The following is a 25470-nucleotide window of genomic DNA, read 5'->3' as shown; positions in this document are numbered from 1 at the left end:
TCAGTCGATCGTGAAGTAGTCGGGCCCCGCGTACGCGCCGGTCCGCTGCTTGACCCGTTGCATGAGCAGGTCGTTGAGCAGGCTCGACGCGCCGATCCTGAACAGCTCCGGCGTCAGCCACTCCGGCCCGGCGATCTCGTTGACGAGTACGAGGTAGCGGATGGCATCCTTGGTGGTGCGGATCCCGCCGGCAGCCTTGACCCCGACACGGCGCTCGAGCATGGCCTCGGCGTCGCGGACCGCCTCGAGCATCACCAGGACGACCGGGCGGGTCGATGCCGGGGCGATCTTGCCGGTCGACGTCTTGATGAAGTCGGCGCCGGCCAACATCGCCAGCCAGGACGCGCGGCGCACGTTGTCCAGGGTGGCGAGCTCACCGGTCTCGAGGATGACCTTCAGGTGAGCGTCGCTGCACGCCTCCTTCGTGGCAACGATCTCCTTTGCGACTGCGCCGTACCTGCCGGCCAGAAAGGCACCGCGGTCGATGACCATGTCGATCTCGTGCGCGCCGGCCTCCACGGCCTCGCGCGTGTCCGCGAGCTTGACGTCAAGCGACGCCCGACCCGACGGGAACGCGGTGGCCACCGACGCCACCTGCACGCCGCTGCCGGCGGTGCGCGCGACCGCTTCGGCCACCATGTCCGGGTAGACGCACACAGCGGCCGTGTGGGGCACCGTGTCGTCGGTCGCGTCCGGACGCACCGCCTTCGCACACAGCGCCCGAACCTTGCCGGGTGTGTCCGCGCCTTCCAGCGTGGTCAGATCGGTGACGCCGATCGCGAGGTCGATCGCCCACAGCTTGGCGTCGCGCTTGATCGACCGCGTCGCCAGCGCTGCAGCGCGAGCCTCGGCGCCGACCTGGTCCACGCCGGGCAGACCGTGCAGGAAGCGGCGCAACGCCGCGTCGGACGTCACGAGATCGTGCGGCTTGGTCACGGTCGTCATGGTGGTTGCAGGCTACCCGCGTGCCGCGGTGTCCTCGTCACCGAGCCAGTCGACATCCGTGCCGTGCGCCCCGGACCGCGCCAGCGTGCGACTGCTCCCGTCCGGCCACAGGTCCACCTGAACGCCGTGGTGGCGCAGGTGGCTGATCGGCTCGAGTCGCACCCAGGCGAGCGGGCGGTGGGCCGTCGCCCGGGCGCCTGCGTTGTGCAGGGCCTCGACGAACGCCGCACGCGCCCCATCGTCCACGTACTCCAGGACGATCGAGTGGAAGACCACGGTCGCCACCCCGTCCGCCAGGTCGGCGAGCTGCGCACGTGTCCATACCTCGAGCGACGCGCGGTCGACCTCGGCAGGAATCCGCCGGGCGAGCTCGAGCGCCCCGCGCAGGCGCGCGTGGCGCTCCCGCTGGTCGGCCCACACCGATGCCGTCAGCGTGAGCCGGCCATCGTTGGTCGTCGGATCGACCGGTGACCGGTCGCAGCCCCGGCGGTCGACGACGTCCAGCGGCGCGGGCGTCCAGGGCGGAGGCGTCCGCCAGTGCGACGACAGATCGACCGGGCTGTCCGGATCCCCGATGGTGACCCCGCCACCGCCGACGAGGAAGCGGTCACACCGCAGGTTGAGCCCCGCGCTCGCACCGACCTCGCGCAGGCGCAGGGGCAGCCCCGTCCGGCGGGCGACGTCGAACAGCCCGAGCAGCAGCGCCGCGCTCCGGCCGACCTCGTTGGTCTGACAGGGCTGTCCGATCAGCGGGGTGAGATCGCCGGCATGGTCCTCCAGCGTCGCACGGAAGGCCTCCCACACCCCGTCCACCGCTCCGGTCCCACCCACACTCGGGTAGAAGGTGGCCAGGTGGGGCACACGTCGTTCCAGCACCAGACGGTGGACGGCGGCCATGAGCCGCAGGGCGAGCGCGTCCCCGCGGCCGGGCGCGGCGTGGGCACGCAGCAGCGCCCACGTCGGTCCGCCGGCCTCGCAGTCCGCCGCGGCCCGCTCGAGCAGGTGGCCGTACAGCGGTGACCCCATCGCCGCGCAGGAGCGTGCCTGCACCAGCAGCTGCCACGCCGTGTGGCACCGCGGCTCGTCGGCGGGCGGTTCCGCAGGTAGAGCGTTGGCCGCGGCGGCCACGACCACGCCACTCGGCATACTGTCGGCCATGCCTGCGCTGCTCTCGTCCGTCATCGTGTTCGCCACCTCCGCGGGCGTCCTGATGCTCGAGATCCTGGCGGGACGCCTGCTGGCACCGTACGTCGGCGTCACGCTCGAGACCTACACGGGCATCATCGGCACCGTCCTGGCGGGCATCGCGCTCGGCGCCTGGTGGGGAGGCCGCCGGGCCGACGCCCGAGATCCGCGGATGCTGCTCGGCCCGGTCATCGCGATCGGCGGGCTGCTCGCACTGGCGTGCCTGCCGGTCGTGCGCCTGTTCGGCCCAGCGCTCGCCGGACGCAACCCGTTCACGATCGTCACGCTGGCACTGCTCGGGTTCTTCGCCCCCGCGACGGTGCTGTCGGCGGTCACCCCGATGGTGGTCAAGATCCAGCTCTACAGCCTGCACGAGACCGGGCGCACGGTCGGCCGGCTGTCGGCGATCAGCACGATCGGGGCGCTGTTCGGGACCTTCGTGACGGGGTTCGTGCTGATCGCGGCGTTCCCGACCCCGCCAATCGTCATCGCCTTGGGCAGCGTGCTGGTCGCGGGGGGCGTTGGGCTGTGGGTGTGGCTGCCCCGCCAGGACCCGGGATCGCCGTCAGCGGTCATGCTGGGCGCTGTCGCCATCGCCGGGCTTGGGCTGTTCCTGGGCACACCGTGTGAGCACGAGACCGCGTACTTCTGTGCATCGGTCATCCCCGACGAACAGGCCGACGGCGGCCGGCTGCTGGTCCTCGACACCCTGCGCCACAGCTATGTCGATCTCGACGACCCGACCCACCTCGAGTTCGACTACGCGCGCGACGTCATCGACGTGATCGACGCGACGTTCGCGCCACCGGAGCCCCTCGACGTGCTCCACATCGGTGGCGGCGGGTTCACGCTGCCGCGCTACCTGGCGGCGACCCGGCCCGGCACCGACAGCCTCGTGCTGGAGCTCGACCCGGAGCTGATCGCGTTGGCCCGTGAGGAGCTCGGGCTGCGCACCGGTCCCGACCTGCGCGTCCGCGCCGGCGACGCTCGCCTGGGCATCGCCGACCTGCCCGACGACTCGCGCGACGTGGTCATCGGAGATGCCTTCGGTGGCCTCGCGGTGCCGTGGCACCTGACGACCACCGAGTTCATCGAGGAGATCGACCGGGTGCTGCGCCCGGGCGGCGTGTACGTGCTGAACATGATCGACCACCCGCCCCTGGCGTTCGCCCGCGCAGAGGCGGCGACGCTGGACGCGGTCTTCGACGATGTGGCGGTCGTCGCGCCACCCGAGCGGCTCGACGGCGCGGTCGGCGGCAACTTCGTGATGGTGGGCGGCGTCGTCGAGGCCGACGGTGTCGCCGAACGCCTCGAGGCCCGCGCCGCTGACGACGTGATCATCACTGACGCTGTGCTCGACAGCTTCACCGGCGACGCGCCGGTACTGACCGACGACTACGCGCCGGTCGACCAGCTGCTCGAACCCCGGCCGACGACGGGCTGAAGCGACCGCGCGGGCACGGCGCGAGTGCCGTCGTGTCAGACCGACGCAGCCTGGACCTCGTGCTCACCCTCGGCGAACTCCTCGGTGATCTTGGAGTTGAACGCTGGCAGATCGCCGGGATTGCGGCTGGTGACCAGCCCTCCGTCCACGACGACCTCATCGTCGACCCAGGTGCCACCGGCGTTGCGGATGTCGGTCGCCAGGCTCGGCCACGACGTGACCGTGCGGCCGTCGACGACCTCTGCCTCCACCAGCATCCAGGGGGCGTGGCAGATGGCGCCGACAGGCTTGCCGGCGGCGAAGAAGTCACGGACGAACTGCACGGCATCGGCGTCGAGCCGCAGTGCGTCGGGGTTCGCGACGCCACCGGGCAGGACGAGTCCGTCGTAGTCGTCGACCGTGGCATCGGCGACGGCGACATCGACGTCGAACGTCTCGGCTTGTCCAAGTGGTCGAACGCCGGCGCGTTCCCGGGCTCCGGGGCCAGCAGTCTGGCGGTCGCGCCTGCCTCGGTCACGGCCTTCCAGGCTCTGTCAGCTCCACCTGCTCGATGCCCTCGTTCGCGACGAGGAAAGCGACGTCTTTCCCGTGAGATCGTGTGCCATGGGAACCTCGCGCTTCTTCGTGATTGGCTTCACATGTGGGGTTCCCGAAGCCAGACACCAGAAACCCCGCGGGCCTGGATCCACGAACGGCTGGCGGACCGGCTCCGCCGGACAGAAACGTGGGCGGCCGATACGTAGGCTGAGGCCCTGGAACCGGGGCTCAGGGAGGCCGCGTGATCACCGATCTGCACGTTGAGTCCGCCGGCGACGGCAGCCCGGCGGTCGGCCTCGTCCATGCAGGCATCGCCGATCGGCGCATGTGGGATCGCGAGTTCGTCGCGCTCGCCGACCGTCACCGGGTGGTGCGCTACGACGCCAGGGCTTCGGGCGCTCCCCCGATGCAACCCGGGACTACTTCGACCACGACGACCTGCTGGCCGTGCTCGACCACGCTGGGCTCGAACGCGCCGTGCTCGTCGGTGCGTCCAACGGCGGGCGCATCGTGCTCGACACGGCCATCACCGCACCGGAGCGGGTACAGGCGATGGTGCTGGTCGGATCCGCCGTGCCAGGCGTGCCGCTGAGCGACGACGTCAGAGCGGACCTCGGCGCCGAGGAGGAGGCCCTGATCGCCGGTGACATCGATCGGGCGCGGGAGATCAACCTGCGCTGGTGGGTCGACGGTGTCGGGCGGGACCCGTCCCTGGTTGATCCCGATGTGCGCGCAACGGTCGCCGGATGGCTCGATGAACTGCTGCCACGGCAGGCCGAGCAGATGCGTGCGGACCAGGGTGACGCGCAGCTGGTCGAACCCCTGGTCCGCGATCGGCTGGCCGACATCGACATCCCGGCGCTGGTGCTGGTCGGCCGTCACGATGCGCCAGGCAAGGACGAGCAGGCGCTGCACCTGGCCGCTGGGCTACCGCAGGCACACCTGGTCGAGATCGATGGTGCCGCGCACCTGCCCAACCTCGAGCAACCCGATCGGTTCGCCGGTCTCCTCAGAGGGTTCATGGCGTCTCTGGACGTGTGACGGCCACCGGGCATCACACTCTGCCGAACCGCCTGGCGCGCTGCTGATAGTCAGTCAGTGCGGCGCGCAGCGCGTGACGATCGAAGTCCGGCCAGTTCAGCGGGGTGAACACGAGCTCGGCGTAAGCGGCCTGCCATGGAAGGTAGTTCGACAGCCGCTGCTCGCCGGACGTGCGGATCAGGAGATCGACGTCGGGGGCGTCCGTCGTGTACAGGTGCCGCTCGACGGCCGACTCGTCGATCTTGTCGGGGTCGATCTCACCTGCCACGGCCTCGCGGGCCAGCTCACGCGCCGCGTCCGCCAGCTCGGCGCGACCACCGTAGTTGAACGCGATCTGCAGGGTCATGCGCCGGTGGTGGCTGGTTCGCGCCTCGCTGTCGGCCATCAACCGGCGCAGGCTGGCGGGGATAGGCCGGGTCTGGCGCCCGATGAAGCGGATGCGCACCCGCCGGGCGTCGAGCTCGCCGGTGCGGCGGCGCAACAGGTCGCGGTTGAAGTTCATGATGAACCGGACCTCGCTGGGCGGACGGCGCCAGTTCTCGGTTGAGAACGCGTAGACCGTCAGCCATCGGATCCCGAGCTCGAGCGCGCCCTCGACCGTGTCGAACAGCGCGTGCTCACCAGCTTCATGACCGGCTCGCCGCGGCAGTCCCCGCTCACCCGCCCAGCGGCCGTTGCCGTCCATGATGATCGCGACGTGGGCGGGCACCCGGTCGGGATCGATCTCGACGGCGTCCTCGGTGACGGTCATCGCGGCACCAGCTCCCACGCCTTCAGCGACCGCCCGAGGTGGTAGGCCAGGTAGCTGTTGATCAGCGCGCTGACGGCACGGCGGGAACGCTGGTCGACCCTGGCGCCGGCGCCCCAGTCGGCGCCAGCCAGCGTCCGCAGCAGCGCGATGGTCCGCGGGTCGAGCGGACGGGTGCCGCCGGGCGCGCAGCGGAAGCACACGACGCCGCCGGCGGCGAGGTGGAAGATGTCGTGAGGCCCCGGCGTCCCACACCCCGCGCACGCGTCGAGTTGGGGGTGGTAGCCCGCGACCGAGGCCAGGCGCAGCAGGTAGGCGTCGAGCACCGTCGCCGGCCACGCCGGTCCCGCAGCGAGCTGGCGCAAGCCGTCGAGCAACAGCACGTACAGCCGGTTCGAGCGCTCGCCCTCCTGCGCGATCACATCGGCGGCCTCGACCATGCCCGAACCGCACGCGGACAGTGCGTAGTCCGCCCGCACCGGCGCGAAGCCGTCGATCAGCTCGACCTGGGTGACGATGTCGAGGTTGCGACCCTCGTACAGCTGCAGGTCGACATGGCTGAACGGCTCGAGGCGCCCACCGAAGCGCGATCCCGGCTTGCGTACGCCCTTGGCGACCGCGCGCACCTTCCCGCGACCGGCGGTCAGCAGGTTCACGATGCGGTCGGTCTCACCGAGCTTCCAGGTGCGCAGGACCACACCCTGCTCGCGGAACAGCGCCATAGGTACCACAGGCTACGGCGTCGCCGCAGCGTTCACCCGCACGCGGGGTGTGGACCTCCCGACCGTCGCAACCCACACCGGCCACCCGGCACCAACCGCCACACACCCATCACCGTGGCAACCCACACCGGCCACCCGGCACCAACCGCCACACACCCACGGCCCTGCCAGCCACGGCAGACCGGATCAGTAGCCCAGGCGGTCCAGCGCGCGCGGGTTGCCCTGCCAGTCCTTGAGCAGCTTGACCCGCAGCTCGAGGTAGACCCGGGTGCCCAGCTGCTTCTCGACGTCGGGCCGAGCGCCGGCGCCGATGTCGCGCAGCACTGCACCGCGCCGGCCGATGACGATGCCCTTCTGCGAGTCGCGCTCGACGAAGATCGTGGCGTGGACGACCGTCACGTCCTCGGACGCACCCGGCACCATCTCGTCGACGCTGACCGCGACCGAGTGCGGAACCTCCTCGCGCATGCGGATGATCGCCTGCTCACGGATGTGCTCGGCAACGCGCTGTTCGATGGTCTGGTCGGTGATCTGCTCGGGCGGGAAGTAGGGCGGGCCCTCGGGCATGCGATCGACGATCAGGCGGCGCACCACGTCGACGCCTTCGCCTGTCTTCGCTGACACCGGGACGACCTCTGCCCACAGCGCGAGCTGCGCCACGGCCTCGATCGCGGGCAGCTGCGCCGCCTTGGAGATGCAGTCGATCTTGTTGACGACGGCGATCGTGCGATCGGCATGGTCGGTGAGCAGGCCGGCCACGAACCGGTCCCCCGAGCCGATCCCGCCGGCGGCGTCGACGACGAACAGCAGCAAGTCGACGTCGGCGACGGACTCGCGGGCCACCTCGTTCAGCCGGGTCCCCAGCAGCGTCCGGGGCTTGTGCAGCCCGGGCGTGTCGACGAACACCACCTGCACCCCGTCGTCGTGCAGCACGCCCCGAACCGCGTGCCGGGTCGTCTGGGGCACCGGCGTCGTGATCGCCACCGGCACGCCCACCAGTGCGTTGAGCAGCGTGGACTTGCCGACGTTGGGCCGACCGACGATCGACACGAACCCCGACCGCAGCGCTGGCGCATCCGCCGCACCTGCCCGGTCGTCGGCAGCCTCGTGCTCCGCGCTCACGTGCCCCCCAGCGCCGCGGAACCGAACCCGCCCGGCAGCAGGTCGGTGCTCAGGACGTACCGTGCCACGCTGCCGCGGGCGCCGGCGGCGAGCACAACGAGGTCGGGTGCGAACTCGAACATGAACTGCCGGCACATGCCACAGGGCGTGCAGATCTGCTCGCTGGAGCCCATCACCGCGATGTGGGTGAACGCACGCTCGCCCTGGACGACGGCGTGGGACATCGCGACCCGCTCGGCGCAGATGGTCACCGGGTACGACGCGTTCTCGACGTTGGCGCCCACGATGGTGCGGCCGTTCGCCGTACGCAGCGCCGCGCCGACCTGGAAGTCCGAGTAGGGCGCGTAGGCACGGACCCTGGCGTCGCGGGCGGCATCGACCAGCGCACGCTCGTCGGGGGCCAGCGAGGCCAGTGAGCGCACCACAGTCATGCCTGCCCCACCCGACCGGCACGACGCACGGTCACGGTCCGGCCGGACCGCGATCGGTCTCACGCTCATCGATCACGCGGCGACGATAGCAGCGCCGCCGTGGGACTCACGACTCCGCGGCCTCGTCGTCACAGCGCTCGACGAGCACCTGCGCGATCCGCCGGCCCCTGATCTGTTCAGCGGTCAGCTGGATGCCGTCGACCGCCACCCGTTCGCCGGGGGTCGCGATGTGACCGAGCAGCCCGAACAGCAGGCCACCGACGGTGTCCCACTCGTCGTCGGGCAGCCGGGTGTCGACCAGCTCCGCCAGGTCGTCGACGGGCAACCGCGCGTCCACCCGCCACCGGTCGTCGTCGAGCACCTCGACCAGCGGCAGCTCCTCGTCGTACTCGTCGACGATCTCGCCGACGAGCTCCTCGAGGATGTCCTCGATCGTGATCAGCCCGACCGTCGCCCCGTACTCGTCGACGACGACCGCCAGGTGGACCTGCGCGACCTGCAGCTCGCGCAGCAGCTCCTCGACGCTCTTGAGCTCGGGCACGACCAGCGGCGGCCGCATCAGCTCGGTCCACGGTCGGATCTCCCCCGTGTGCAACAGCGCAAGGATGTCCTTGGCGTAGATGATCCCCTCGATCTCGTCGCGGTCGTCGCCGTGCACCGGGATCCGCGAGTGGCCCGCGGCAAGGATCACCTCGACCACCTCGTCCAGCGGGGCCTTCGACGCCACGGAGATCATGTCGGGGCGCGGCACCATCACCTCGCGCACGACCGTGTCATCGATGTCGAACACCGCGATCAGCATCGCGTAGCGCGACGCCGTCAACGTGCCCTCCGCTCCGGCGACGTCGACGAGGTCGCGCAGCTGCTCGGTCGTGACCACCAGCGGTGGGTGGTCGTCGTCACCGGGCGTGAAGGTGCTGCCGACCCGGCCCATGAGGCGCGCGACCGGTCCGAGGGCCACGACCGGCCAGCGTACGATGCGTGCCAGCCGGGCGGCCATCCGCTCGGGCTGCGTCGCGACGAGCCGGGCCGGCACGACGTCAGCGACGACGTACAGCGTCAGCACGGCGACCACGGCGCCGGCGGCGGGACCGGCGCCCGCGCCGACGAGGTCGACGGCGACCACGACGAGCGTCACGACGTACGCGGTGCGCAGCACCGTGGTCAGCAGCGACAGCACGGCCAGGGTCTGGGGCAGCTCGGTGACGAGCCGCAGCAGCACCTCGGCGCCCGGCACGCGGTCGGCGGTGAGCTTCTCCGCGCGCGGCGCGCTGGTCCGAGCGATGGAGCCGGCAGCGGTCTCGAAGACGGCGGCGAGCACCAGCAGGACCACCGCCGTGGCGGTCAGCAGCCACAGCGTGGTCGTCATGATGTCCCACCGGCGGCGAAGGCCACGAGCAGCTCATCGGTGAGGCCGAACATCCGCTCCCGCTCACCCGCCCCGGCATGATCGTGCCCCAGCAGGTGCAGCACACCGTGGACGAGCAGCAGGTCGAGCTCGGCCTGCGCGCTTCGACCGTGCTCACCGGCCTGCTGTCCGGCCACAGCGGGACACAGCACGACATCGCCGAGCAGGCCCGGCACACCCGCGGTCACGTCGTCGGGGTCGTCGATCGGGAACGCCAGCACGTCGGTCGGGCCCTCGTTGCCCATGTGCGCCGCGTTGAGCTCGCCGATCCGCTCGCGATCGACGCACGTGACCGACAGCTCGAGCTCGACGGGCACGTCGAGGCGGCGCAGGACGTCATGCGCCAGGCGGGCCAGTCGGTCGGTGTCGACCGGCAGCTGCTGCTCGTCGACCACGGTGACGGTGTGCGTCGGCGTGTCGAGTGCCACGTACGGTCGCCGCGACCGGTCGTCCGCGGCAACCGGGCCCTGGACGGCCGTCCCGGTCGCGTGCCTTCTCGCACGCGTTCGGGACGGCTCAGGACTGGCGGATTCCACCCTCCGTCCCTTCCCCTGTGTCGTGGCGTTCGTACGCCTCGACGATCTGCTGCACGATGCGGTGGCGGACCACGTCGCGACCAGTCAGCTCGGCGAACGTGACGCCGTCGATGTCCGCGAGCACGTCGCGGACCACCCGCAATCCGGACCGGCGACCCGACGGCAGGTCCACCTGCGTGATGTCACCGGTGACAACTGCCTTCGACCCGAAGCCGAGGCGAGTCAGGAACATCTTCATCTGCTCGGCGGTCGTGTTCTGCGCCTCGTCGAGCACGATGAAGCTGTCGTTGAGGGTACGTCCACGCATGTACGCCAGTGGCGCGACCTCGATCGTGCCCCGCTCCAACAGCATGGTCAGCTGCTCGGCGTCCATCATGTCGTGGAGCGCGTCGAACAGCGGCCGCAGGTACGGGTCGATCTTCTCGTACAGCGTGCCGGGCAGGAACCCCAGCCGCTCGCCCGCCTCGACCGCCGGACGGGTCAGCAGGATCCGGTTGACCTCCTTGCGGCGCAGCGCCTCGACGGCCGTGGCCATCGCGAGGTAGGTCTTGCCGGTGCCCGCCGGGCCGATGGCGAACACGACGGTGTTCGACCGGATGGCGTCGAGGTAGGTCCGCTGCCCTGGTGTCTTGGGTCTGATCGCGCGCCCGCGGTGCGACAGGGCCGTGTCGCCGAGCACCTCGGCGGGGCTGACAGCCGCGTCGTCCAGCACCATGTCGATGGTGCCGCGCACAAGCGACTCGTCGAGCTCGTACCCGCGTTCGAGCAGCTTGACGAACTCGCCGAAGATGCGCGACACCTGGCGCACCTCGATGTCGGGACCCGAGATGGTGACCTCATTGCCACGAACGAGGATCTCGACGTCGAACGCGCTCTCGACGATCCGCAACAGCGAATCACCTGTTCCCAGCAGGGACAGCATCGAGTGCTCGACAGGGATGGATGTCTTGATGCTGGTCGTACTCGGCAACGATGACTCTTGTCGGTTGGGCGGTCGTCGACTCAAGAGTCTATCCGCGGCAGCGGGCGGGTGGAACGCCCAGGTTCGGTCGACTCACCCGCCGTCGAGGGTGTCGATCGCGGCCCGGACCTTCTCCGCCGCCGCGTCGAGATCCGCCGGGTTGGGGTCGGGATCGGCGTTGCCGAAGTCGAGGTCGTGCACGTGATCGATCGGCACGAGGTGGATGTGGACGTGGGGCACCTCGAGACCGGCCAGCATCATGCCGACCTTCGATGGTTGGTAGGCGCGCTGCAGGGCCGCGGCCAGGCGCTGGGAGACCGCGGTGAGGTGGTGCCATTCGTCGGCGTCGAGGTCGATCCAGTGCTCGACCTCGACTCGGGGCACCACCAGCACGTGGCCCGGGCGCAGCGGGTTGACGGACAGGAACGCCACGCACCGGTCGTCGCGGTGGACGAACCGGCCGGGCAGGTCACCTTCGATGATGCGGGTGAAGACCGACGGCATCAGCTCACTCCGGGTCGCCGTCGACGGACGAGCGCGTGACGCTGCCGGGGCCGACGGGGTCGCCGGGCTCGTGAGCCAGTGCGCCGGGGCGTTCGTGCGGTGCGCGACCGCAGTCGCACTCCCCGGCCACGCCGGCCGCTTTGCGTGCCATCCCCAGCGTGGGCAACGCTGTCGTGCCCGGTGGGGTCTCGAGGCGCACCTCCCCGCACCGGGGGCAGACGACCTGGTTGGCGTTGGTACCGCTCATCGGTGTCAGTCTCCTCGTGGCCGCAGCGCGTGCTCACAGAAGGCGAGCACGTCGGCGGACTCGTCGATCAGCTTGGTCGTGGGCTTACCCGCCCCGTGGCCGGCCGATGTGTCGACCCTGAGCAGGATCGGCGCCGATCCCGCCTGTGCGGCCTGCAGGGTCGCGGCGAACTTGAAGGAGTGGCCTGGCACGACCCGATCGTCATGGTCACCCGTGACGATCAGCGTCGCCGGGTAGGCGGTACCGGGGGTGATCCTGTGCAGCGGCGAGTACGCGAACAAGGTGGCGAACTGGTCGGGATCGTCGGGGTCACCGTAGTCGCTGCGCCACGCCCACCCGATCGTGAAGCGGTGGAACCGCAGCATGTCGAACACGCCGACGTGGGCCACCGCGGCGCCGAACAGCTCCGGGTGTTGGGTGATGCACGCCCCGACCAGCAGCCCGCCATTGGAGCCGCCCTGGATCGCAAGCTGGTCGGTGGCGGTCCAGCCCATGTCGATCAGCCACTGCGCGCACGCGATGGCGTCGTCGAAGACCTGCTGCTTGTTGTCGAGGCGCCCCGCGTCGTGCCACGCTGTGCCGTACTCCCCTCCGCCGCGGAGGTTCGCGACCGCCAGCACGCCGCCGCGCTCGACCCACACGGTGCGCAGCACGCTGAAGGCCGGGGTCAGCGAGATCCCGAACCCGCCGTACCCGTAGAGGATGGTGGCCGTCGGCCTGGGCTCCCGGTCGGCGCGGTGGATCAGGAACATCGGTACCTGCGTGCCGTCGGACGACGCGACGAAGGTCTGGGTGGTGACCAGGTCGACTGGAGACGGGGGCAGATTCGGACGGAAGATCTCCCCCACCGCCGCCGAGGCCACGTCGACGGCGAGCACACGCGTCGGCTGTGTGAACGTCGTCCAGCTGATGTGGGCCATCGGGTCGTCCGGCAGACCGGTCAGGCCGGCGACCGAGCCGAACTCGCCGAGGTCGACGTCGCCCTGCGGGGTGCCGTCGAGGTCGTGTAGCGCGATCCGGTGGCTGGCGTGGTGCAGGCGGACGGTGACGATGCGCCCACCGACGAGCGCCGCTTCGTCGATGGCGTCGTCGACGGCGGGCACGACGTCACGCCAGCACTCGGGATCGGGCGCCGCGACGTCGATGGCCACGACCCTTCGGTTGGGCACGTCGCGGTCGGTGAGCACGTACAGCGTGTCGCCGACCGCGCCGATGCAGTCGTACTCGGCGTCGAAATCGTCGAGCAGCGGCTCGATGTCGCCACCAGCGTCGAGGTCGGCGAGGTACACCCTCGTGCGCGGGTCCGTGCCCTGCCAGATCGTCACGACCAGCCATCGTCCGTCGTGAGAGACCCACGGCCGGTACCCCCACTCCGGCTGGTCGGGCCGGACGTAGACGACCGTGTCGTCCTCCTGTACGTCGCCGACGCGGTGGAAGCACAGACGCTGGTCGGTGTTGGTGTCGGAGTAGGCGCCGCCATCGACGGGCGGATCGTAGGCGGCGTAGTAGAAGCCGGAGCCGTCCGGCGCCCACGCCGCGGTGGAGAACTTGCTCCACGTGATGACGTCAGGCCGGTCGTCGTCCTCGTCGAGGTTGCGCACGCGCCACGTCATCCAGTCCGATCCATGGTCGCTGCGCGCGTAGGCCAGCCACCGACCGTCGTGGCTGACCGACAGGCCGGTCAGTGCCGCCGTGCCGTCGTCGGACCAGGTGTTGGGATCCAGCAGCACCCGGCCCTCGTCGTCGGGCGACGCCATCGCCCACAGGACCTCCTGCGCCTGCAGCCCGGTGTTGCGCAGCTGGAACCAGCGGTCTCCGCGCCGCCACGGAGTCCCCCGCCGGGGATGGTCCCACAGCTCCGTGAGGCGCTCGCGCATGGCCTCACGTGTGTCACAGCCCGCCAACCACGATGCCGTCAGCCGCTGCTGGGCGGCGATCCAGAAACGGGTCTCCGGCGCGTCAGCGGCCTCGAGCCAGCGGTAGGGGTCGGCGACGTTCGTTCCGTGGTAGTCGTCGACCTGGTCGCCCGGCGTCGCCGTCGGGTAGGCCAAGGTGGTCACGCAGGCTCCTTGACGTCGAGGACGGTCAGGTCGCGGGTCGCCCTGGTCAGCGCCACGTACAGCGCAGCGCCACCGCTGGCCTCCTCGGCGATCTGGCTGGGTCCGACGAGGACGACCGCGTCGAACTCGAGCCCTTTGGCCTGGCGCGCGGTGACGACCGGCACCTCGTCGTCGATCGCGGAGGCCACCAGGTCGGTCAACGTCGTCGCTGCGATCACCGCCACGGTGCCGGGCTCCTCAGCGACCGCAGCCAGTGCCTCGTGGACGGCCTGCCCAACGCCATCCACCGTCACGGGGACGATCTGCGGCTCCCGACCGCTGGAGCGGACCGACTGCGGCGGGTGATAGCGGATGCCGGTGATGGCCGTCTGCTGCTCGACGTGGGCCATGATCTCGACCGGCGTGCGGTAGTTGACGGTCAGCTCGTGCACGGACAGGCGCCCGGGCAGGCGGGGCGCCAGCTCCTCCCAGTCGTGGAGCGCCGTCGCGCTCATCGCCTGATCGAGGTCGCCGACGACCGTCATCGACCCCGACGGGCAGCGGCGGACCAGCATCCGCCACTGCATCGGCGACAGCTCCTGCGCCTCGTCGACGACGATATGGCCGTACACGTCGTCGTCGCCGGTGACGTCCGGCTGGATCTGGCGCCGCAGGAGCCGCCGCACCTCGGCGCGGCGCCCGTGGTCGACATCGAGCGTGTCGATCGTCTCAGCGATGCGTCGCTCCTCGTCACGGCCACGTTCCCGCTTCGGACGACGACGCTCCACCGTCACCAAGAGCGCGTCCAGCAGCGCGATGTCCGCCTCGGTCCATCCGTCGCGCACGGTGCCGGCCAGCGTGGCGATCGCGTCGGCGGGCAGCACGTCACCGGCGACGCGCCGCAGCAGGTCATGGTCGGACAGCAGCACCCGCAGCATCGTCCCGGGCAGGTCGTCCCAGTCGTCATCGCGGACCCGCGACCACGGCCACCGACGCGCCAGGCGGTCCAGGACCGTCGCCATGCGCGCGTCACCCTTGATGCGCTGCAGGGCCGGCGACTCGTCGAGTGTGACGAGATCCTCGCCGAGCAGGTCGACGACCCGGGCCATGCGGACCGATCGCTCCCCGAGGCCGGGCAGCACGTCCCCGATGTAGCGCAGGAATCTGGCGCTGGGGCCGATGATCAGCACGCCACTGTGCGCGATCCGCTCCCGGTTCGTGTAGAGCAGGTAGGCGACGCGGTGCAGCGCCACTGCGGTCTTGCCGGTGCCCGGCCCACCCTGGACCACCGTCACACCGTCGAGCGGCGCACGGATCACCTCGTCCTGCTCGCGCTGGATGGTCGCGACGATGTCGCCCATGCGGTCACCGCGGGGACGCGCCAAAGCCGCCAGCAGCGCGGCCTCGCCGACGAGCGAGTCATCCCCGTCCCGAGCCGCGTCGACGTCGAGCAGTTCGTCGTCGAGCCCGACGACCCGGCGTTGGCGCATGTGCACGTGGCGGCGGCGGCGCAGCCCCATCGGCTCCAGCGGCGTCGCTCGGTAGAACGCCGCGGCGATCGGCGCCCGCCAGTCGACGACCAGCGGCTCGTAGCCCTCGTCGCTGATGCCGAGCCGCCCGATGTGCCAGGCATCGCCGTCGCGCTCGTCGATGCGCCCGAACACCAGTCCGTATTCGGCGGCGTCGATCTGGTCGAGGCGGTGAAGCGTCGAGCGGACCAGGGCGTCGCGATCGTGACGGGCCTGGTGGGTACCGCCTCGTCCCTGTGCCAGCACACCGGCCGACCGCTCCGCGGCACGGCGGCGCAGCACCTCGAGCCGGGCGTACGCACGGTCGACGTGCCGCTGCTCGCGCTGGAGCTCTGTCTGGTCGGTCACCGCGCGTGCACCCGGTCCGTCCCCGCCCACCGCTCGCCCGCGCTCGCCATCACCCCGGTCGTCCCTGTCCACCGCTTGGCGGCGCTCGCCCATCACCCCGGTCGATCCTCGACCTCTCAGGTGCCGAACACGCCCCGCAGTCGATCGAACAGCCCGCGATCGGTCGACGATCCCGGCTGGTCCTCGCCGCGGCGCTCCGCGAGTTCCCGCACGAGGTTCTTCTGCTCTTCGTCGAGCCCAGTGGGGATCTCGACCTGGCAGTGGACGTACAGGTCGCCGCGGGCACCGCCGCCGTTGAGCTTCGGCATGCCGGCGCGGCGCACCGTCAGCACCGTGTCGGGCTGGGTGCCTGGCGGCACGGTCAGCGTGTGCGACCCGTCGATGGTCGGGATCTCGATGTCCACCCCCAGCACCGCCTGGACCATCGGCAGGCGCAGGCGGCAGTGCAGATCGTTGCCTTCACGCTCGAACACGTCGTGGGGCTCGACGCGGATCCGCACGAACAGGTCCCCGCTGCGCGCACCCATGCGACCGGCCTCGCCGCGACCGGCAAGACGCAGCCGGGTGCCCGTGTCGACGCCGGGTGGGACGTCGACGGTCACCGTCTCCTGGGTGCGCCGCCGTCCCTCACCCCTGCAGGCAGGACAGGGATGCTCGATCTGCCGGCCCGAGCCACGGCACGTGGGGCAGGTCGACGTGGTCAGCATCTGCCCGAAGATGCTGCGGGTCACCTGCTGCACGCCGCCGGTGCCGTTGCAGGTGCTGCAGCGCACGGCGCCCCTGCCCTCGGCGTCACCGCTTCCGCCACACGTCTCGCAGGTGCGCATCACGTCGACGTCGAGCTCGCGCCGCACACCCTCGGCGGCCTCCTGGAGGTCGATCGTGAGGTCGATCAGCGCGTCGCGGCCGGCGGTCGACGTGGTGCGGGTGGTCCCGCGCCCCCCGAAGCCGCCGCCGAAGAACGAGTCGATCAGATCCGACAGGTCGCCGAAACCGGCGAACGGATCGCCACCGGCCGCACCGCCGGGACCACGGGGGTCGCCGAAGCGGTCGTAGTTGGCGCGGGTGTCAGGGTTGCGCAGCACCTCGTAGGCGGTGGTCAGCTCCTTGAAGCCGTCCTCGTTGCCACCCGCGTCGGGGTGCAGCTGCCGGGCCTTGCGCCGGTAGGCCCGCTTGATGGTCTCCTGGTCCGCGTCCTGCGGGACGCCCAGGATCTCGTAGAGGTCACGCGCAGCCATCACGATTCCGTAGTGCCGGTGCCAGTGAGCGCAGCGAGCGCTCGCTCGAGGGAGTTCGCGACCGCACGCACGGTCGTCATCGCCTGGCCGTAATCCATCCGGGTCGGACCGAGCAGGCCGAGGGAGCCGAGCGCCTCGCCGCTGGCGCCGTAGGTCGACGCGACCATCGAGAACGGCGAGAGCTCGTCGACGGGCAGCTCGCTGCCGATGCGCACGGCTAGGTCGTCCTGCTTGAGCGCCTCACGCAGCATGCTGAGCAGCACCACCTGCTCCTCGAGCATGTCGTAGACGCTGCCGAGCCGGTCGACGGTCTCGTCGGTCGCCCGCAGCGCGAGCTGCGCCGCCCCGCCGACGAAGACCCTGTCGGCCTCGGGGACGGCAGCGGTCGCGCCGGCGCGGATCGTCGTGGCCACCCGGTCGAGCAACGGCTGCAGGTAAGTCGGCGCAGCCAGTGACACGCCGGCGATCGCGTCGTGGACGTCGGTCAGGCGCAATCCCGACGCGGCGTCGTTGACCACGTAACGGGCGCGCTGGACATCGTCATCCGCGACGGGGTCGGCCATGTCCAGGATGCGTTTCTCCACACGGCCGGTGTCGGCGATGAAGACCAGGAGGATCGCGTGCGGGCTCAGCGACACGAGCTCGATGTGACGCAGCTTGCTGCGGTCCAGGCGGGGGGCTGTCACCAGCGCCGTCAGGCGCGTCAAGCGTGACAGCACCGACGACGTCCGCCGCAGCAGGTCCTCGACGTCCGTCGCCCGCAGCAGCGTCTGGTCGACCGCATCGGGCTGGGCCGGCTTGGCGAGCTCGAGCGACGTCAGGTGGTCGACGTAGTAGCGGTAGCCCGCGTCGGTGGGGATGCGCCCCGCCGACGTGTGCGGCTGGCGGATCAGGCCGGCCTGCTCGAGCTCCACCATCTCGGCGCGTACGGTCGCCGCTGACACGGCCAGGTTGAGCTCCTCGACGACACGCTTGGAGCCGACCGGCTGGCCGTCGAGGATGAAGTCACGCACGATCGCGCGCAGGATCGCTTCCTTGCGCGTGTCAAGTTGCTCGGCGGCCATGGGTCACCTCCCCGGCGGGCGATGAGGGTGCAACTGGAAATGGTATCGGTCGCCGGGGCGATCGGAGCGACCGGGCCGTCCCCTGCAATGGTATCGGATCGGCACGGGCCGGCCCGCCCAGCGTGGGACCTCGACCGTCGCCGTCCTCCCACCGAACCCGTAGCGCTGGTCGCGGCCCTGGACGGTGACCTCGTCGACGCCGGCTGGAATGTCCACTCCTGTCTGCGTGCGCGTGAATGGCTGCTCGCCCGCGTGGTCATGCATGAGCGTGTGGACACCGAGCTCGGTGCCGTCGGGCGCGAACACCCGCCGGCCGTCCGTGTACCGGCGGGGCGAGTCGTACGGCGACACACGGTCACGGCGAGGTCGAACGTTCCCGCCCCGGCGCGGTGATCTCGACCTTCACGATGTCGGGGTACCCGCTGCTCGGCGGCGTCGGTCGCGGAAGGGGACGCCGACGCGCTGCCGGTGGCCGTGCCGCGCTGGCGAGCCTGTCATCGCCGCCGCACGCCGCGGCGGCCAGCATGGCCACGGCGACGATCGCGCAACGCAGGTCCATGTCCCGACCCCTATGCGGCCGGTCGAGGGACACCTGCGGCGCCCCAAGGACACATCCGGCGTGCGAGGGACAGGTTCGACGGTGTCCGTCGGACACCGGGGGTGTCCTCGGCGCCTGCGCGCAGCGGGCACCATTGAGCCATGCGGATCACGCACAGCGCCGAGATCCAGGCGCCGATCGACCTCGTGTGGCGGGTCTACACCGACGTCGAGCGGTGGCCCCAGTGGATGGAGTCGATGGACCACGTCGACCTCGCCGCCTCCGGCGGCGCGATCGAGGGCGAGCCGCTGCAGCTCGGCTCACAGGTCTGGATCTCCCAGCCTCGCCTGCCCAACGCGACGTGGGAGGTAACCGAGCTCACGCCCGGGCGCAGCTGGACGTGGGTGTCACGGTCACCGGGCGCGACGTCGACCGCGACGCACCACCTCACAGCAGTCGACGCCGCGACGACCCGCGTCGACACCTCGGTGGAGATGAAGGGCGTCTTCGGCGGCCTGGCCGGCAGGCTGATCGCCAAGCGCGCCGCGCGGTACATGGCCATGGAGGCCGAGGGTCTGCGCGCTGCCTGCGCCGCGCACAGCGGTTGAGCCAGCGGCCGCAGCCGGGGCCGCCGACGTGGCGGAGCGCTCGTCGATCACAGCAGCTGAAGGGTGACCGAAGAGGCCAGGCGCATGCCATCGGAGGTCAGCACCAGGCGTTCGGGGTCGTCACGCAGCAGACCGGCGGCGACGAGATCCGCCACCACGCGGTCGTCGAGCGGGGCGACAGCCGCCCTGCCGACGCCCTCGGTCAGGCGCAGGCCCATCATGAGGCGCTCGGCGCGGCGCTGGCCGTCGTCGGTGACCTCGAACCCCGCGACCGGCGACCCGCCGTCAAGCGCGGCACGGACGTAGCGCTCGGGGGTGCGCACCGTCCACCACCGGCGTCCCTGCCAGTGGCCGTGCGCACCGGCGCCGATGCCCAGCCAGTCGCCGCCACGCCAGTAGAGGCGGTTGTGCACCGATTCCTTCCCCGGCCAGGCCCAGTTCGACAGCTCGTAGCGCGCGAGCCCCGCGTCAGCGGCCCATGCGTCGACCTGCTCCATGCGCTCGGCCTGGACGTCGTCGTCGGGCGCAGCCGCGATGCCCAGCCGGACACGCCGTGCGTACTCGGTGCTCGGCTCGACGGTGAGTGCGTACGCTGACAGGTGCCCGATACCGGTGTCCAGCGCTGTGCGGACGCTGTGCTCCCAGTCCTTCGACGATTCGCCTGGCGTGCCGTAGATCAGGTCAAGGCTCACGTTGTCGATCCCGGCCCATCGGCACGCATCGACGGCGCGAAGCGGTGCCTCGAGCTCGTGCCAGCGCCCGAGTGCGTCCAGCACGTGCGGCACGAACGACTGCGCCCCGATCGAGACCCGGTTGACCCCGGCGCCTGCGAGGGCCCGCAGTTCCACGACGTCGACGGTCTCGGGATTGGCCTCGACGGTGACCTCGGCGTCCTCGGCCAACGGGAACCGGTCGACGACGTGCCGGACGACGCCGGCGAGGTCGGCAGCGGGCACCAGCGTCGGCGTGCCACCGCCGATGAACAGGCTGTCGAAGGTCGGCCAGCAGACGTCGACGTCAGCATGGGGAGGGGCGAGCGCCGCTGGCCCGGCGTCCGCGACCGCATCGACGTCTGCGTGCAACGCGACGACGTAGTCCGGGATCAGGGCGTCGCGGTCCGCGTAGGTGTTGAAGTCGCAGTAGTGACAGCGTCGCCAGCAGAAGGGGACGTGCAGATAGATCCCCGCGCCGGCTGTCCGCGCCCGCGCGCGTCGATTGCCGACGGTGCCGGCGGCGGGACCACCCATGCCGGTCAGGCGTCGTCGCCCACGCTGAGCGCGGCGACGAACGCCTCCTGTGGGATCTCGACCGCGCCGACGTTCTTCATGCGCCGCTTGCCCTCCTTCTGCTTCTCCAGCAGCTTGCGCTTCCGCGTGACGTCACCGCCGTAGCACTTGGCCAGCACGTCCTTGCGTCGCGCCTTGACGGTCTCGCGCGCGATGACCCGCGACCCGATGGCCGCCTGAATGGGTACGTCGAACATCTGGCGCGGGATGAGCTCGCGCAGCCGGCCGACCATCCGCTTGCCGTACTCGTACGCCTTCTCCCGGTGCACGATCGCACTGAACGCGTCGACCGGGTCTCCGTTGAGCAGGACGTCGACCTTCACCAGGTCGGCCTTGGCCCGCCCGGCCGGCTCGTAGTCCAGCGAGCCGTAGCCGCGGGTCTGGGACTTCAGCCGGTCGAAGAAATCGACGATGATCTCCGCCAGTGGCAGCCGGTAGCGCAGTTCGACGCGCTCGGGCGACAGGTACTCCATCCGCAGCATGTCGCCGCGACGGCCCTCGCACAGCTGCATGACCGCACCGATGTACTCGCTGGGCACGATGATCATCGCGTCGACGACCGGCTCGCGGATCTCGGCGATGCGGTTGGGCGCCGGGAGCTCGGCGGGGTTGGACACATCGATGACGGCCGGCTCGTCATCGATGCGCATGCCGGGGTCGATGTGGACCTCGTAGCGCACGTTCGGTGCGGTCGTCACCAACGGGATGTCGAACTCACGGTCGAGCCGCTCCGAGATGATCTCCATGTGGAGCAGCCCGAGGAACCCGCAGCGGAAGCCGAAGCCAAGCGCTGCCGACGTTTCCGGCTCGAAGGTGAAGCTGGCGTCGTTCAGGCGCAGCTTGTCCAGGGCGTCGCGCAGGTCCGGGAAGTCACCGGAGTCCAGGGGGTACATCCCGCTGAAGACCATCGGCGTCGGCTCGCGGTACCCCGGCAGCGGCGCCGGAGCCGGGTCCGCGACGGTGGTGATGGTGTCACCGACGCGTGCGAGCTCGACCTCCTTGATCGCCGCGGTGAGATAGCCGACCTCACCCGGACCGAGCACGTCGGCAGGGATCGGCTCCGGTGAGATGACGCACAGCTCGTCCACCTGGTTGGTGAACCCGGTGGCCATCAGCCGCACCTCGGTGCCCGGGCGGATCTCGCCGTCGACGACGCGGACGTAGGTGATGACGCCACGGTAGCTGTCGTAGACCGAGTCGAAGATCAGTGCCCGCAGCGGCCGGTCGGAGCGCCCCGTCGGCGGCGGCACCTGCTCGACGATCCGCTCCAGCACCTCGGGCACACCGTCGCCGGTCTTCGCCGACACCGCGAGGATGTCGGCGGGGTCGCCGCCGAGCAGCGACGCGATCTCCTCGGCGACCTGCTCCGGACGGGCGGCGGGCAGGTCGATCTTGTTGAGCACTGGGATGACCTCGAGCCCGGCCTCGACCGCGAGGTAGAGGTTCGCGATCGTCTGGGCCTGCATGCCCTGCGCGGCGTCGACGAGCAGCACGGCCCCCTCGCAGGCGTTCATCGCCCGGCTGACCTCGTAGGAGAAGTCGACGTGGCCCGGCGTGTCGATGAGGTTGAGCACGTACTCACCGTCATCCACCGCGCGGTACGGCATCCGCACGGCCTGGGCCTTGATCGTGATACCGCGCTCCCGCTCCAACTCCATGCGGTCCAGGTACTGGGCGCGCATGGTGCGGGCCTCGACCAACCCGGTCAGCTGCAGCATGCGGTCGGCCAATGTCGACTTGCCGTGATCGACGTGGGCGATGATCGCGAAGTTGCGGATGCGCTCGGTGGGTGTCATGTGACGTCGGCCACCACTGGGCTGTCTGAGGTCAGGCCACGCGACCTACCGCTGCCGCTGTCTGAGGTCAGGCCACGCGACCTACCGCTGCCGCTGTCTGAGGTCATGCGTAGCCGGGGTCCTTCGCGTGTGGGAAGCGAGCGGGGGTTGCCTGTGATGCTAGCCGCGGGGCGAGGTGCGGGTGCCGGGCCCGACGCGCTAGACTTTCGCCCGCGCGGCGTTGTCGCGCGCCACCTTGCTGAGCCTGGTTCCTCTCACGACACGGCACATCAGCTCAGCGGACGGATTCGGACATTCCACGAGCACGAAGGCGTTCCACCGCATGGCCAACATCGCCAGCCAGATCAAGCGCAACAGGCAGAACGAGGCCGCACGGGTCCGCAACAAGGCGGCCCGCAGCGCCATCAAGACCGCTCTCAAGCGCTTCAACACCGCCGTCGACAGCGGCGACGAACGGGCCGCGCAGGCCGCCTACAACGTCGCTGCGAGCAGGCTCGACCGTGCCGCGCGCCGCCGCGTCGTGCACCCGAACCACGCCGCCAACCACAAGGCCAGGATGGCAAAGCGGCTTCAGCGCAGCTGACGTCCGACCCACCAGCCGGTCGCCCTTGCGCCCGCCCACTGATGGCGACGGTCCGCCGTACGCCGGCGTCGTCATCGACCTCGATGGCGTCTGCTACCGCGAGAACGATCCGGTCCCCGGGTCGTGTGAGGCTGTCGAGCGGCTGCGTGCGGCCGGCATCGGGGTCACCTTCGCGACCAATAACGCCACCCGGACGCCTCAGCAGACCGCCGACAAGCTCCAGTCGATGGGCTTCGAGGTCGACGCCGACGAGGTCGTGACCTCGGCCATCGCCGCGGCCGACCTCGTCGAGCCGGGTACGCGCTGCATGGTGATCGGCATGGAGGGGCTGCGCGATGCGGTGCGCGCCCGCGGGTGCAAGCTGGTCGACGACCCGGAGGACACCGAAGTGGTCCTGACCGGGCTCGACCGCGAGCTGACCTACGACAAGCTCGTGCGCGGCACCCGCGCGCTCCTCGCGGGCGCCCGCTTCATTGCGAGCAACGCCGACCACAGCTACCCCGCGGCCGATGGCATCTCCCCAGGCGCCGGGGTCATCATGGCCGCACTGGAGACTGCCACGGGTCGCCGCGCCGAGGTCGCGGGCAAGCCCGAGGCGGCGTTGTTCACCAGCGCTGCAGCCCGCCTGCCGACCGGCGACCTGCTGATGATCGGCGACAAGCTCGAGACCGACATCGCAGGCGCGGCCGCGCTTGGCTGGGACACCGCCCTGGTACTCACAGGCGTCACGGCGCGGTCCGAGCTCGGCGGCGCCGAGCCTGCCCCGACCTGGGTCGCCGACGACCTCGCCACGCTGGTCGACGACCTCCTTGCACCTCACCCCACCTGACCAACCTTCCGCTTCGGGCAACGACGTACGGTCGTTGCCGCAAGGCGCGGTACCGCGGCACCTCGACAACCTCCGTCCACCCCGCGGCACCAACGCAAGGGTGGATCGCGGCGCGCCCTGGTGCTCGGCGGAACAGCGCCCCCGTAACGGTCAGGCGCGGGTCGCGACCTGCACGACGGCGCGTTCGATGACGAGCTCGGGTGGCACATCGCCGCTCTTGAGCAGCACGTCAGCATCCGCGAGCGTGCGCATCGCCCCGGTCAGCTCGCCCGGTCCGAAGTTGCGGCGCGCGGCCTGCAGGTGGCGCGCCTGTCCCCCGCTGATCCGCAAGCCGACCTGCTTGGCGTCGACCTTGCCCGCGACGGCGAGGATGCTGCGCACCCGGTAGACCAGCGCACCCAGCACCATGATCGGGTCACTGCCGGTCTCGAGCACGCCGCGCAGCAGCTCGAGCGCCTTCGCGGGCTGCCGTTCGCACATCGCGTCGGCGACCGCGAACGACCCGCGGCTGCCGTGCCCGACGACCGCCCGCTCGACGTCGGCCTCGCTGATCGGTCCGTCGCCGGCCGCCGCCACGGCCTGCGAGACCTTCTCCGCGATCTGGGCCACGTCCAGGCCCGCGTGATTGAGGATCGCGGTGACCGCCTCGGGCGCGGCGCGGCGCTTGTGCAGTGCGAACTCCTCGCGGACCAGGTTCTCCCACCTACGGTCCTCCCAGTCACGGGGAGGGGCGACGTCGACCCGCCCGCCCGCGGCCTTGATCTGGCGGGCCAGCTTCACGATCCGGCCCGTTCCCGTGGCCAGCAGGATCACCACCGCCTCGGGTGGCGGGCCGTCGAGCTCGGCGATCAGGCCCGCCGTGATGTCGGCAGGCAGCTCGTGTGCGTCGCGGATCAGTACGACCCGCCGGTCGCCGAACAGCGATCCGGTGCGCAGGTCCGGCAGTCCCTGCTCGCGCAGTTCGATCGCCCGCACATCGACGAGCTCGACAGGCCCCCCGGCGCGGAGGTCTTCGAGCAGACGGGCCGCCGCGCGTCGCAGCAGGAGCTCCTCGGAGCCGGTGAACAGGTACATGGGCGGGCGGTCAGCCATCGACGGCAGTGTAGACGGCCGCGCTCGTCCTCCCCCCGGCGAGCTCAGGACGCGCGTTCCGGGCCGACCACCGGCCCGTCGGGCGTGAGCGTCACGGTGACCGTGCCGTGCTGGTCCGTGCGCCACAGCGGCACCGGTGCGATGTCGGCGACGGTGTCGGGGTGGGGGTGGCCGTATGTGTTGTCGGCACCGACCGAGATGACCGCGACCTGCGCTCCCACGGCATCGAGGAAGCCCGCGGTGTTGGTTGCCCCACCGTGGTGGGGCACCTTCAGCACGTCGGCGCGCAGTTCCGATCGGCGACCGAGCAGCCGGAGCTGCGTGGTGTCCTCGGCGTCACCGGTCAACAGCATGCTGCCGTGCGCGTCCTCGACACGCAGCACGATGGACCGCGCGTTGCGCGCGGCACCGGGAACGAGCGGCGCGGCCGGCGCCAGCACGTCGACATGGGCCGCGCCGAGTGCGAAGCGCTGCCCGTCAGCCACAGCCACGACCGGGACGTCGCGCTGCCGTGCGACCGCCAGGGCCTCGCGGGCGCTGTCCGATGCATCCTGCAGGGCGGGATCGCCCAGTGGGACCACGAACATGCCGACCCGCAGGCGCCGGAGCACACGCGCCAGTCCGCCTGCGTGGTCGTGGTCGCCGTGCGTCAGCACGACCGCCTCGATCTCCCGGATCCGCCGGCTGCG

At 71.0% G+C, this 25470-nt stretch carries 26 protein-coding genes; 5 read left to right on the top strand and 21 right to left on the bottom strand.

The window, feature by feature from the left end:
• Positions 1 to 945 carry a deoxyribose-phosphate aldolase gene (gene deoC / locus VK923_18155; protein HSJ46606.1) on the bottom strand — a complete coding sequence of 315 codons (945 nt, stop codon included), beginning with the start codon at positions 943 to 945 and terminating at the stop codon, positions 1 to 3.
• 12 nt (positions 946 to 957) lie between these two features.
• Positions 958 to 2103, bottom strand: coding sequence for a DUF2332 domain-containing protein (locus VK923_18150; protein HSJ46605.1), 1146 nt, complete (start codon positions 2101 to 2103; stop codon positions 958 to 960).
• Here VK923_18150 and VK923_18145 point away from each other — a divergent pair.
• A complete protein-coding gene (locus tag VK923_18145) occupies positions 2102 to 3574 on the top strand; it encodes a fused MFS/spermidine synthase (protein ID HSJ46604.1) in 1473 nt (490 codons plus the stop codon). The two genes, VK923_18150 and VK923_18145, sit on opposite strands and share 2 nt — an antisense overlap.
• A 35-nt stretch (positions 3575 to 3609) precedes the next feature.
• Here the strand turns inward: VK923_18145 and VK923_18140 are convergent, their stop codons facing one another.
• The gene (locus VK923_18140; protein HSJ46603.1) at positions 3610 to 4101 is read right to left on the bottom strand and encodes a type 1 glutamine amidotransferase domain-containing protein; all 492 of its coding nucleotides are present in this window, start codon (positions 4099 to 4101) and stop codon (positions 3610 to 3612) included.
• Positions 4102 to 4438: 337 nt separating this feature from the next.
• Here VK923_18140 and VK923_18135 point away from each other — a divergent pair, with 337 nt between their 5' ends.
• Positions 4439 to 5152, top strand: coding sequence for an alpha/beta hydrolase (locus VK923_18135; protein HSJ46602.1), 714 nt, complete (start codon positions 4439 to 4441; stop codon positions 5150 to 5152).
• Positions 5153 to 5165: 13 nt separating this feature from the next.
• On the opposite strand, the gene uppS is transcribed toward VK923_18135, so the two are convergent.
• The 14 genes from uppS to VK923_18065 form a co-directional block, all read right to left on the bottom strand.
• Positions 5166 to 5903, bottom strand: a complete 738-nt coding sequence (gene uppS, locus VK923_18130; protein HSJ46601.1) for a polyprenyl diphosphate synthase — start codon at positions 5901 to 5903, stop codon at positions 5166 to 5168.
• Positions 5900 to 6622 carry a DNA repair protein RecO gene (gene recO, locus VK923_18125; GenBank protein HSJ46600.1) on the bottom strand — a complete coding sequence of 241 codons (723 nt, stop codon included), beginning with the start codon at positions 6620 to 6622 and terminating at the stop codon, positions 5900 to 5902. The genes uppS and recO overlap by 4 nt, the downstream gene beginning before the upstream one ends.
• Before the next feature lie 186 nt (positions 6623 to 6808).
• The gene (era, locus tag VK923_18120) at positions 6809 to 7744 is read right to left on the bottom strand and encodes a GTPase Era (GenBank protein ID HSJ46599.1); all 936 of its coding nucleotides are present in this window, start codon (positions 7742 to 7744) and stop codon (positions 6809 to 6811) included.
• Positions 7741 to 8175: a cytidine deaminase gene (cdd, locus tag VK923_18115; GenBank protein HSJ46598.1), complete on the bottom strand. Its 435-nt coding sequence runs from the start codon at positions 8173 to 8175 to the stop codon at positions 7741 to 7743. The genes era and cdd overlap by 4 nt, the downstream gene beginning before the upstream one ends.
• A 106-nt stretch (positions 8176 to 8281) precedes the next feature.
• Positions 8282 to 9544, bottom strand: a complete 1263-nt coding sequence (locus tag VK923_18110) for a CNNM domain-containing protein (GenBank protein HSJ46597.1) — start codon at positions 9542 to 9544, stop codon at positions 8282 to 8284.
• Positions 9541 to 10011: an rRNA maturation RNase YbeY gene (gene ybeY / locus VK923_18105; protein HSJ46596.1), complete on the bottom strand. Its 471-nt coding sequence runs from the start codon at positions 10009 to 10011 to the stop codon at positions 9541 to 9543. The genes VK923_18110 and ybeY overlap by 4 nt, the downstream gene beginning before the upstream one ends.
• An 88-nt stretch (positions 10012 to 10099) precedes the next feature.
• Positions 10100 to 11089, bottom strand: coding sequence for a PhoH family protein (locus VK923_18100; protein HSJ46595.1), 990 nt, complete (start codon positions 11087 to 11089; stop codon positions 10100 to 10102).
• Between the two features lie 84 nt (positions 11090 to 11173).
• A complete protein-coding gene (locus VK923_18095; GenBank protein HSJ46594.1) occupies positions 11174 to 11584 on the bottom strand; it encodes an HIT family protein in 411 nt (136 codons plus the stop codon).
• Positions 11585 to 11588: 4 nt separating this feature from the next.
• Positions 11589 to 11831 (bottom strand): hypothetical protein, encoded by a 243-nt coding sequence (locus VK923_18090; GenBank protein ID HSJ46593.1) that lies wholly within the window; start codon positions 11829 to 11831, stop codon positions 11589 to 11591.
• 5 nt (positions 11832 to 11836) lie between these two features.
• Positions 11837 to 13891 (bottom strand): prolyl oligopeptidase family serine peptidase, encoded by a 2055-nt coding sequence (locus VK923_18085; GenBank protein ID HSJ46592.1) that lies wholly within the window; start codon positions 13889 to 13891, stop codon positions 11837 to 11839.
• Complete coding sequence (locus tag VK923_18080) at positions 13888 to 15747, bottom strand: UvrD-helicase domain-containing protein (protein HSJ46591.1); 1860 nt, start codon at positions 15745 to 15747, stop codon at positions 13888 to 13890. The genes VK923_18085 and VK923_18080 overlap by 4 nt, the downstream gene beginning before the upstream one ends.
• A 116-nt stretch (positions 15748 to 15863) precedes the next feature.
• A complete protein-coding gene (locus VK923_18075) occupies positions 15864 to 16985 on the bottom strand; it encodes a J domain-containing protein (GenBank protein ID HSJ46590.1) in 1122 nt (373 codons plus the stop codon).
• Entirely contained in the window at positions 16985 to 18049 is a 1065-nt protein-coding gene (gene hrcA, locus VK923_18070; GenBank protein ID HSJ46589.1) for a heat-inducible transcriptional repressor HrcA, read from the bottom strand. The genes VK923_18075 and hrcA overlap by 1 nt, the downstream gene beginning before the upstream one ends.
• Before the next feature lie 355 nt (positions 18050 to 18404).
• On the bottom strand, positions 18405 to 18608 hold the full coding sequence (locus tag VK923_18065; protein HSJ46588.1) for a hypothetical protein: 204 nt from the start codon (positions 18606 to 18608) through the stop codon (positions 18405 to 18407).
• 140 nt (positions 18609 to 18748) lie between these two features.
• Between VK923_18065 and VK923_18060 the strand changes: the two genes are divergently transcribed.
• Entirely contained in the window at positions 18749 to 19195 is a 447-nt protein-coding gene (locus tag VK923_18060; protein HSJ46587.1) for an SRPBCC family protein, read from the top strand.
• 47 nt (positions 19196 to 19242) lie between these two features.
• Here VK923_18060 and hemW read toward each other — a convergent pair whose 3' ends face one another.
• On the bottom strand, positions 19243 to 20442 hold the full coding sequence (gene hemW, locus VK923_18055) for a radical SAM family heme chaperone HemW (GenBank protein HSJ46586.1): 1200 nt from the start codon (positions 20440 to 20442) through the stop codon (positions 19243 to 19245).
• Between the two features lie 5 nt (positions 20443 to 20447).
• Positions 20448 to 22277 (bottom strand): translation elongation factor 4, encoded by a 1830-nt coding sequence (gene lepA, locus VK923_18050; GenBank protein HSJ46585.1) that lies wholly within the window; start codon positions 22275 to 22277, stop codon positions 20448 to 20450.
• Between the two features lie 322 nt (positions 22278 to 22599).
• On the opposite strand from lepA, the gene rpsT reads away from it, so the two are divergent.
• Both rpsT and VK923_18040 read left to right on the top strand, forming a co-directional pair.
• Positions 22600 to 22860, top strand: coding sequence for a 30S ribosomal protein S20 (rpsT, locus tag VK923_18045; protein ID HSJ46584.1), 261 nt, complete (start codon positions 22600 to 22602; stop codon positions 22858 to 22860).
• A 25-nt stretch (positions 22861 to 22885) separates the two neighbouring features.
• Positions 22886 to 23689 (top strand): HAD-IIA family hydrolase, encoded by an 804-nt coding sequence (locus tag VK923_18040; protein HSJ46583.1) that lies wholly within the window; start codon positions 22886 to 22888, stop codon positions 23687 to 23689.
• Between the two features lie 150 nt (positions 23690 to 23839).
• On the opposite strand, the gene holA is transcribed toward VK923_18040, so the two are convergent.
• Both holA and VK923_18030 read right to left on the bottom strand, forming a co-directional pair.
• Positions 23840 to 24781, bottom strand: a complete 942-nt coding sequence (gene holA, locus VK923_18035) for a DNA polymerase III subunit delta (protein HSJ46582.1) — start codon at positions 24779 to 24781, stop codon at positions 23840 to 23842.
• Positions 24782 to 24825: 44 nt separating this feature from the next.
• Positions 24826 to 25470 (bottom strand): MBL fold metallo-hydrolase (locus VK923_18030; GenBank protein ID HSJ46581.1); only part of this gene is annotated, 645 nt, incomplete at its 5' end.

The sequence above is a fragment of the Euzebyales bacterium genome, assembly GCA_035461305.1.
Lineage (GTDB): Bacteria > Actinomycetota > Nitriliruptoria > Euzebyales > JAHELV01 > JAHELV01.
The sequence above is the reverse complement of the archived record's forward strand: the minus strand, read 5'-3'. Positions and strand labels throughout refer to the sequence as shown.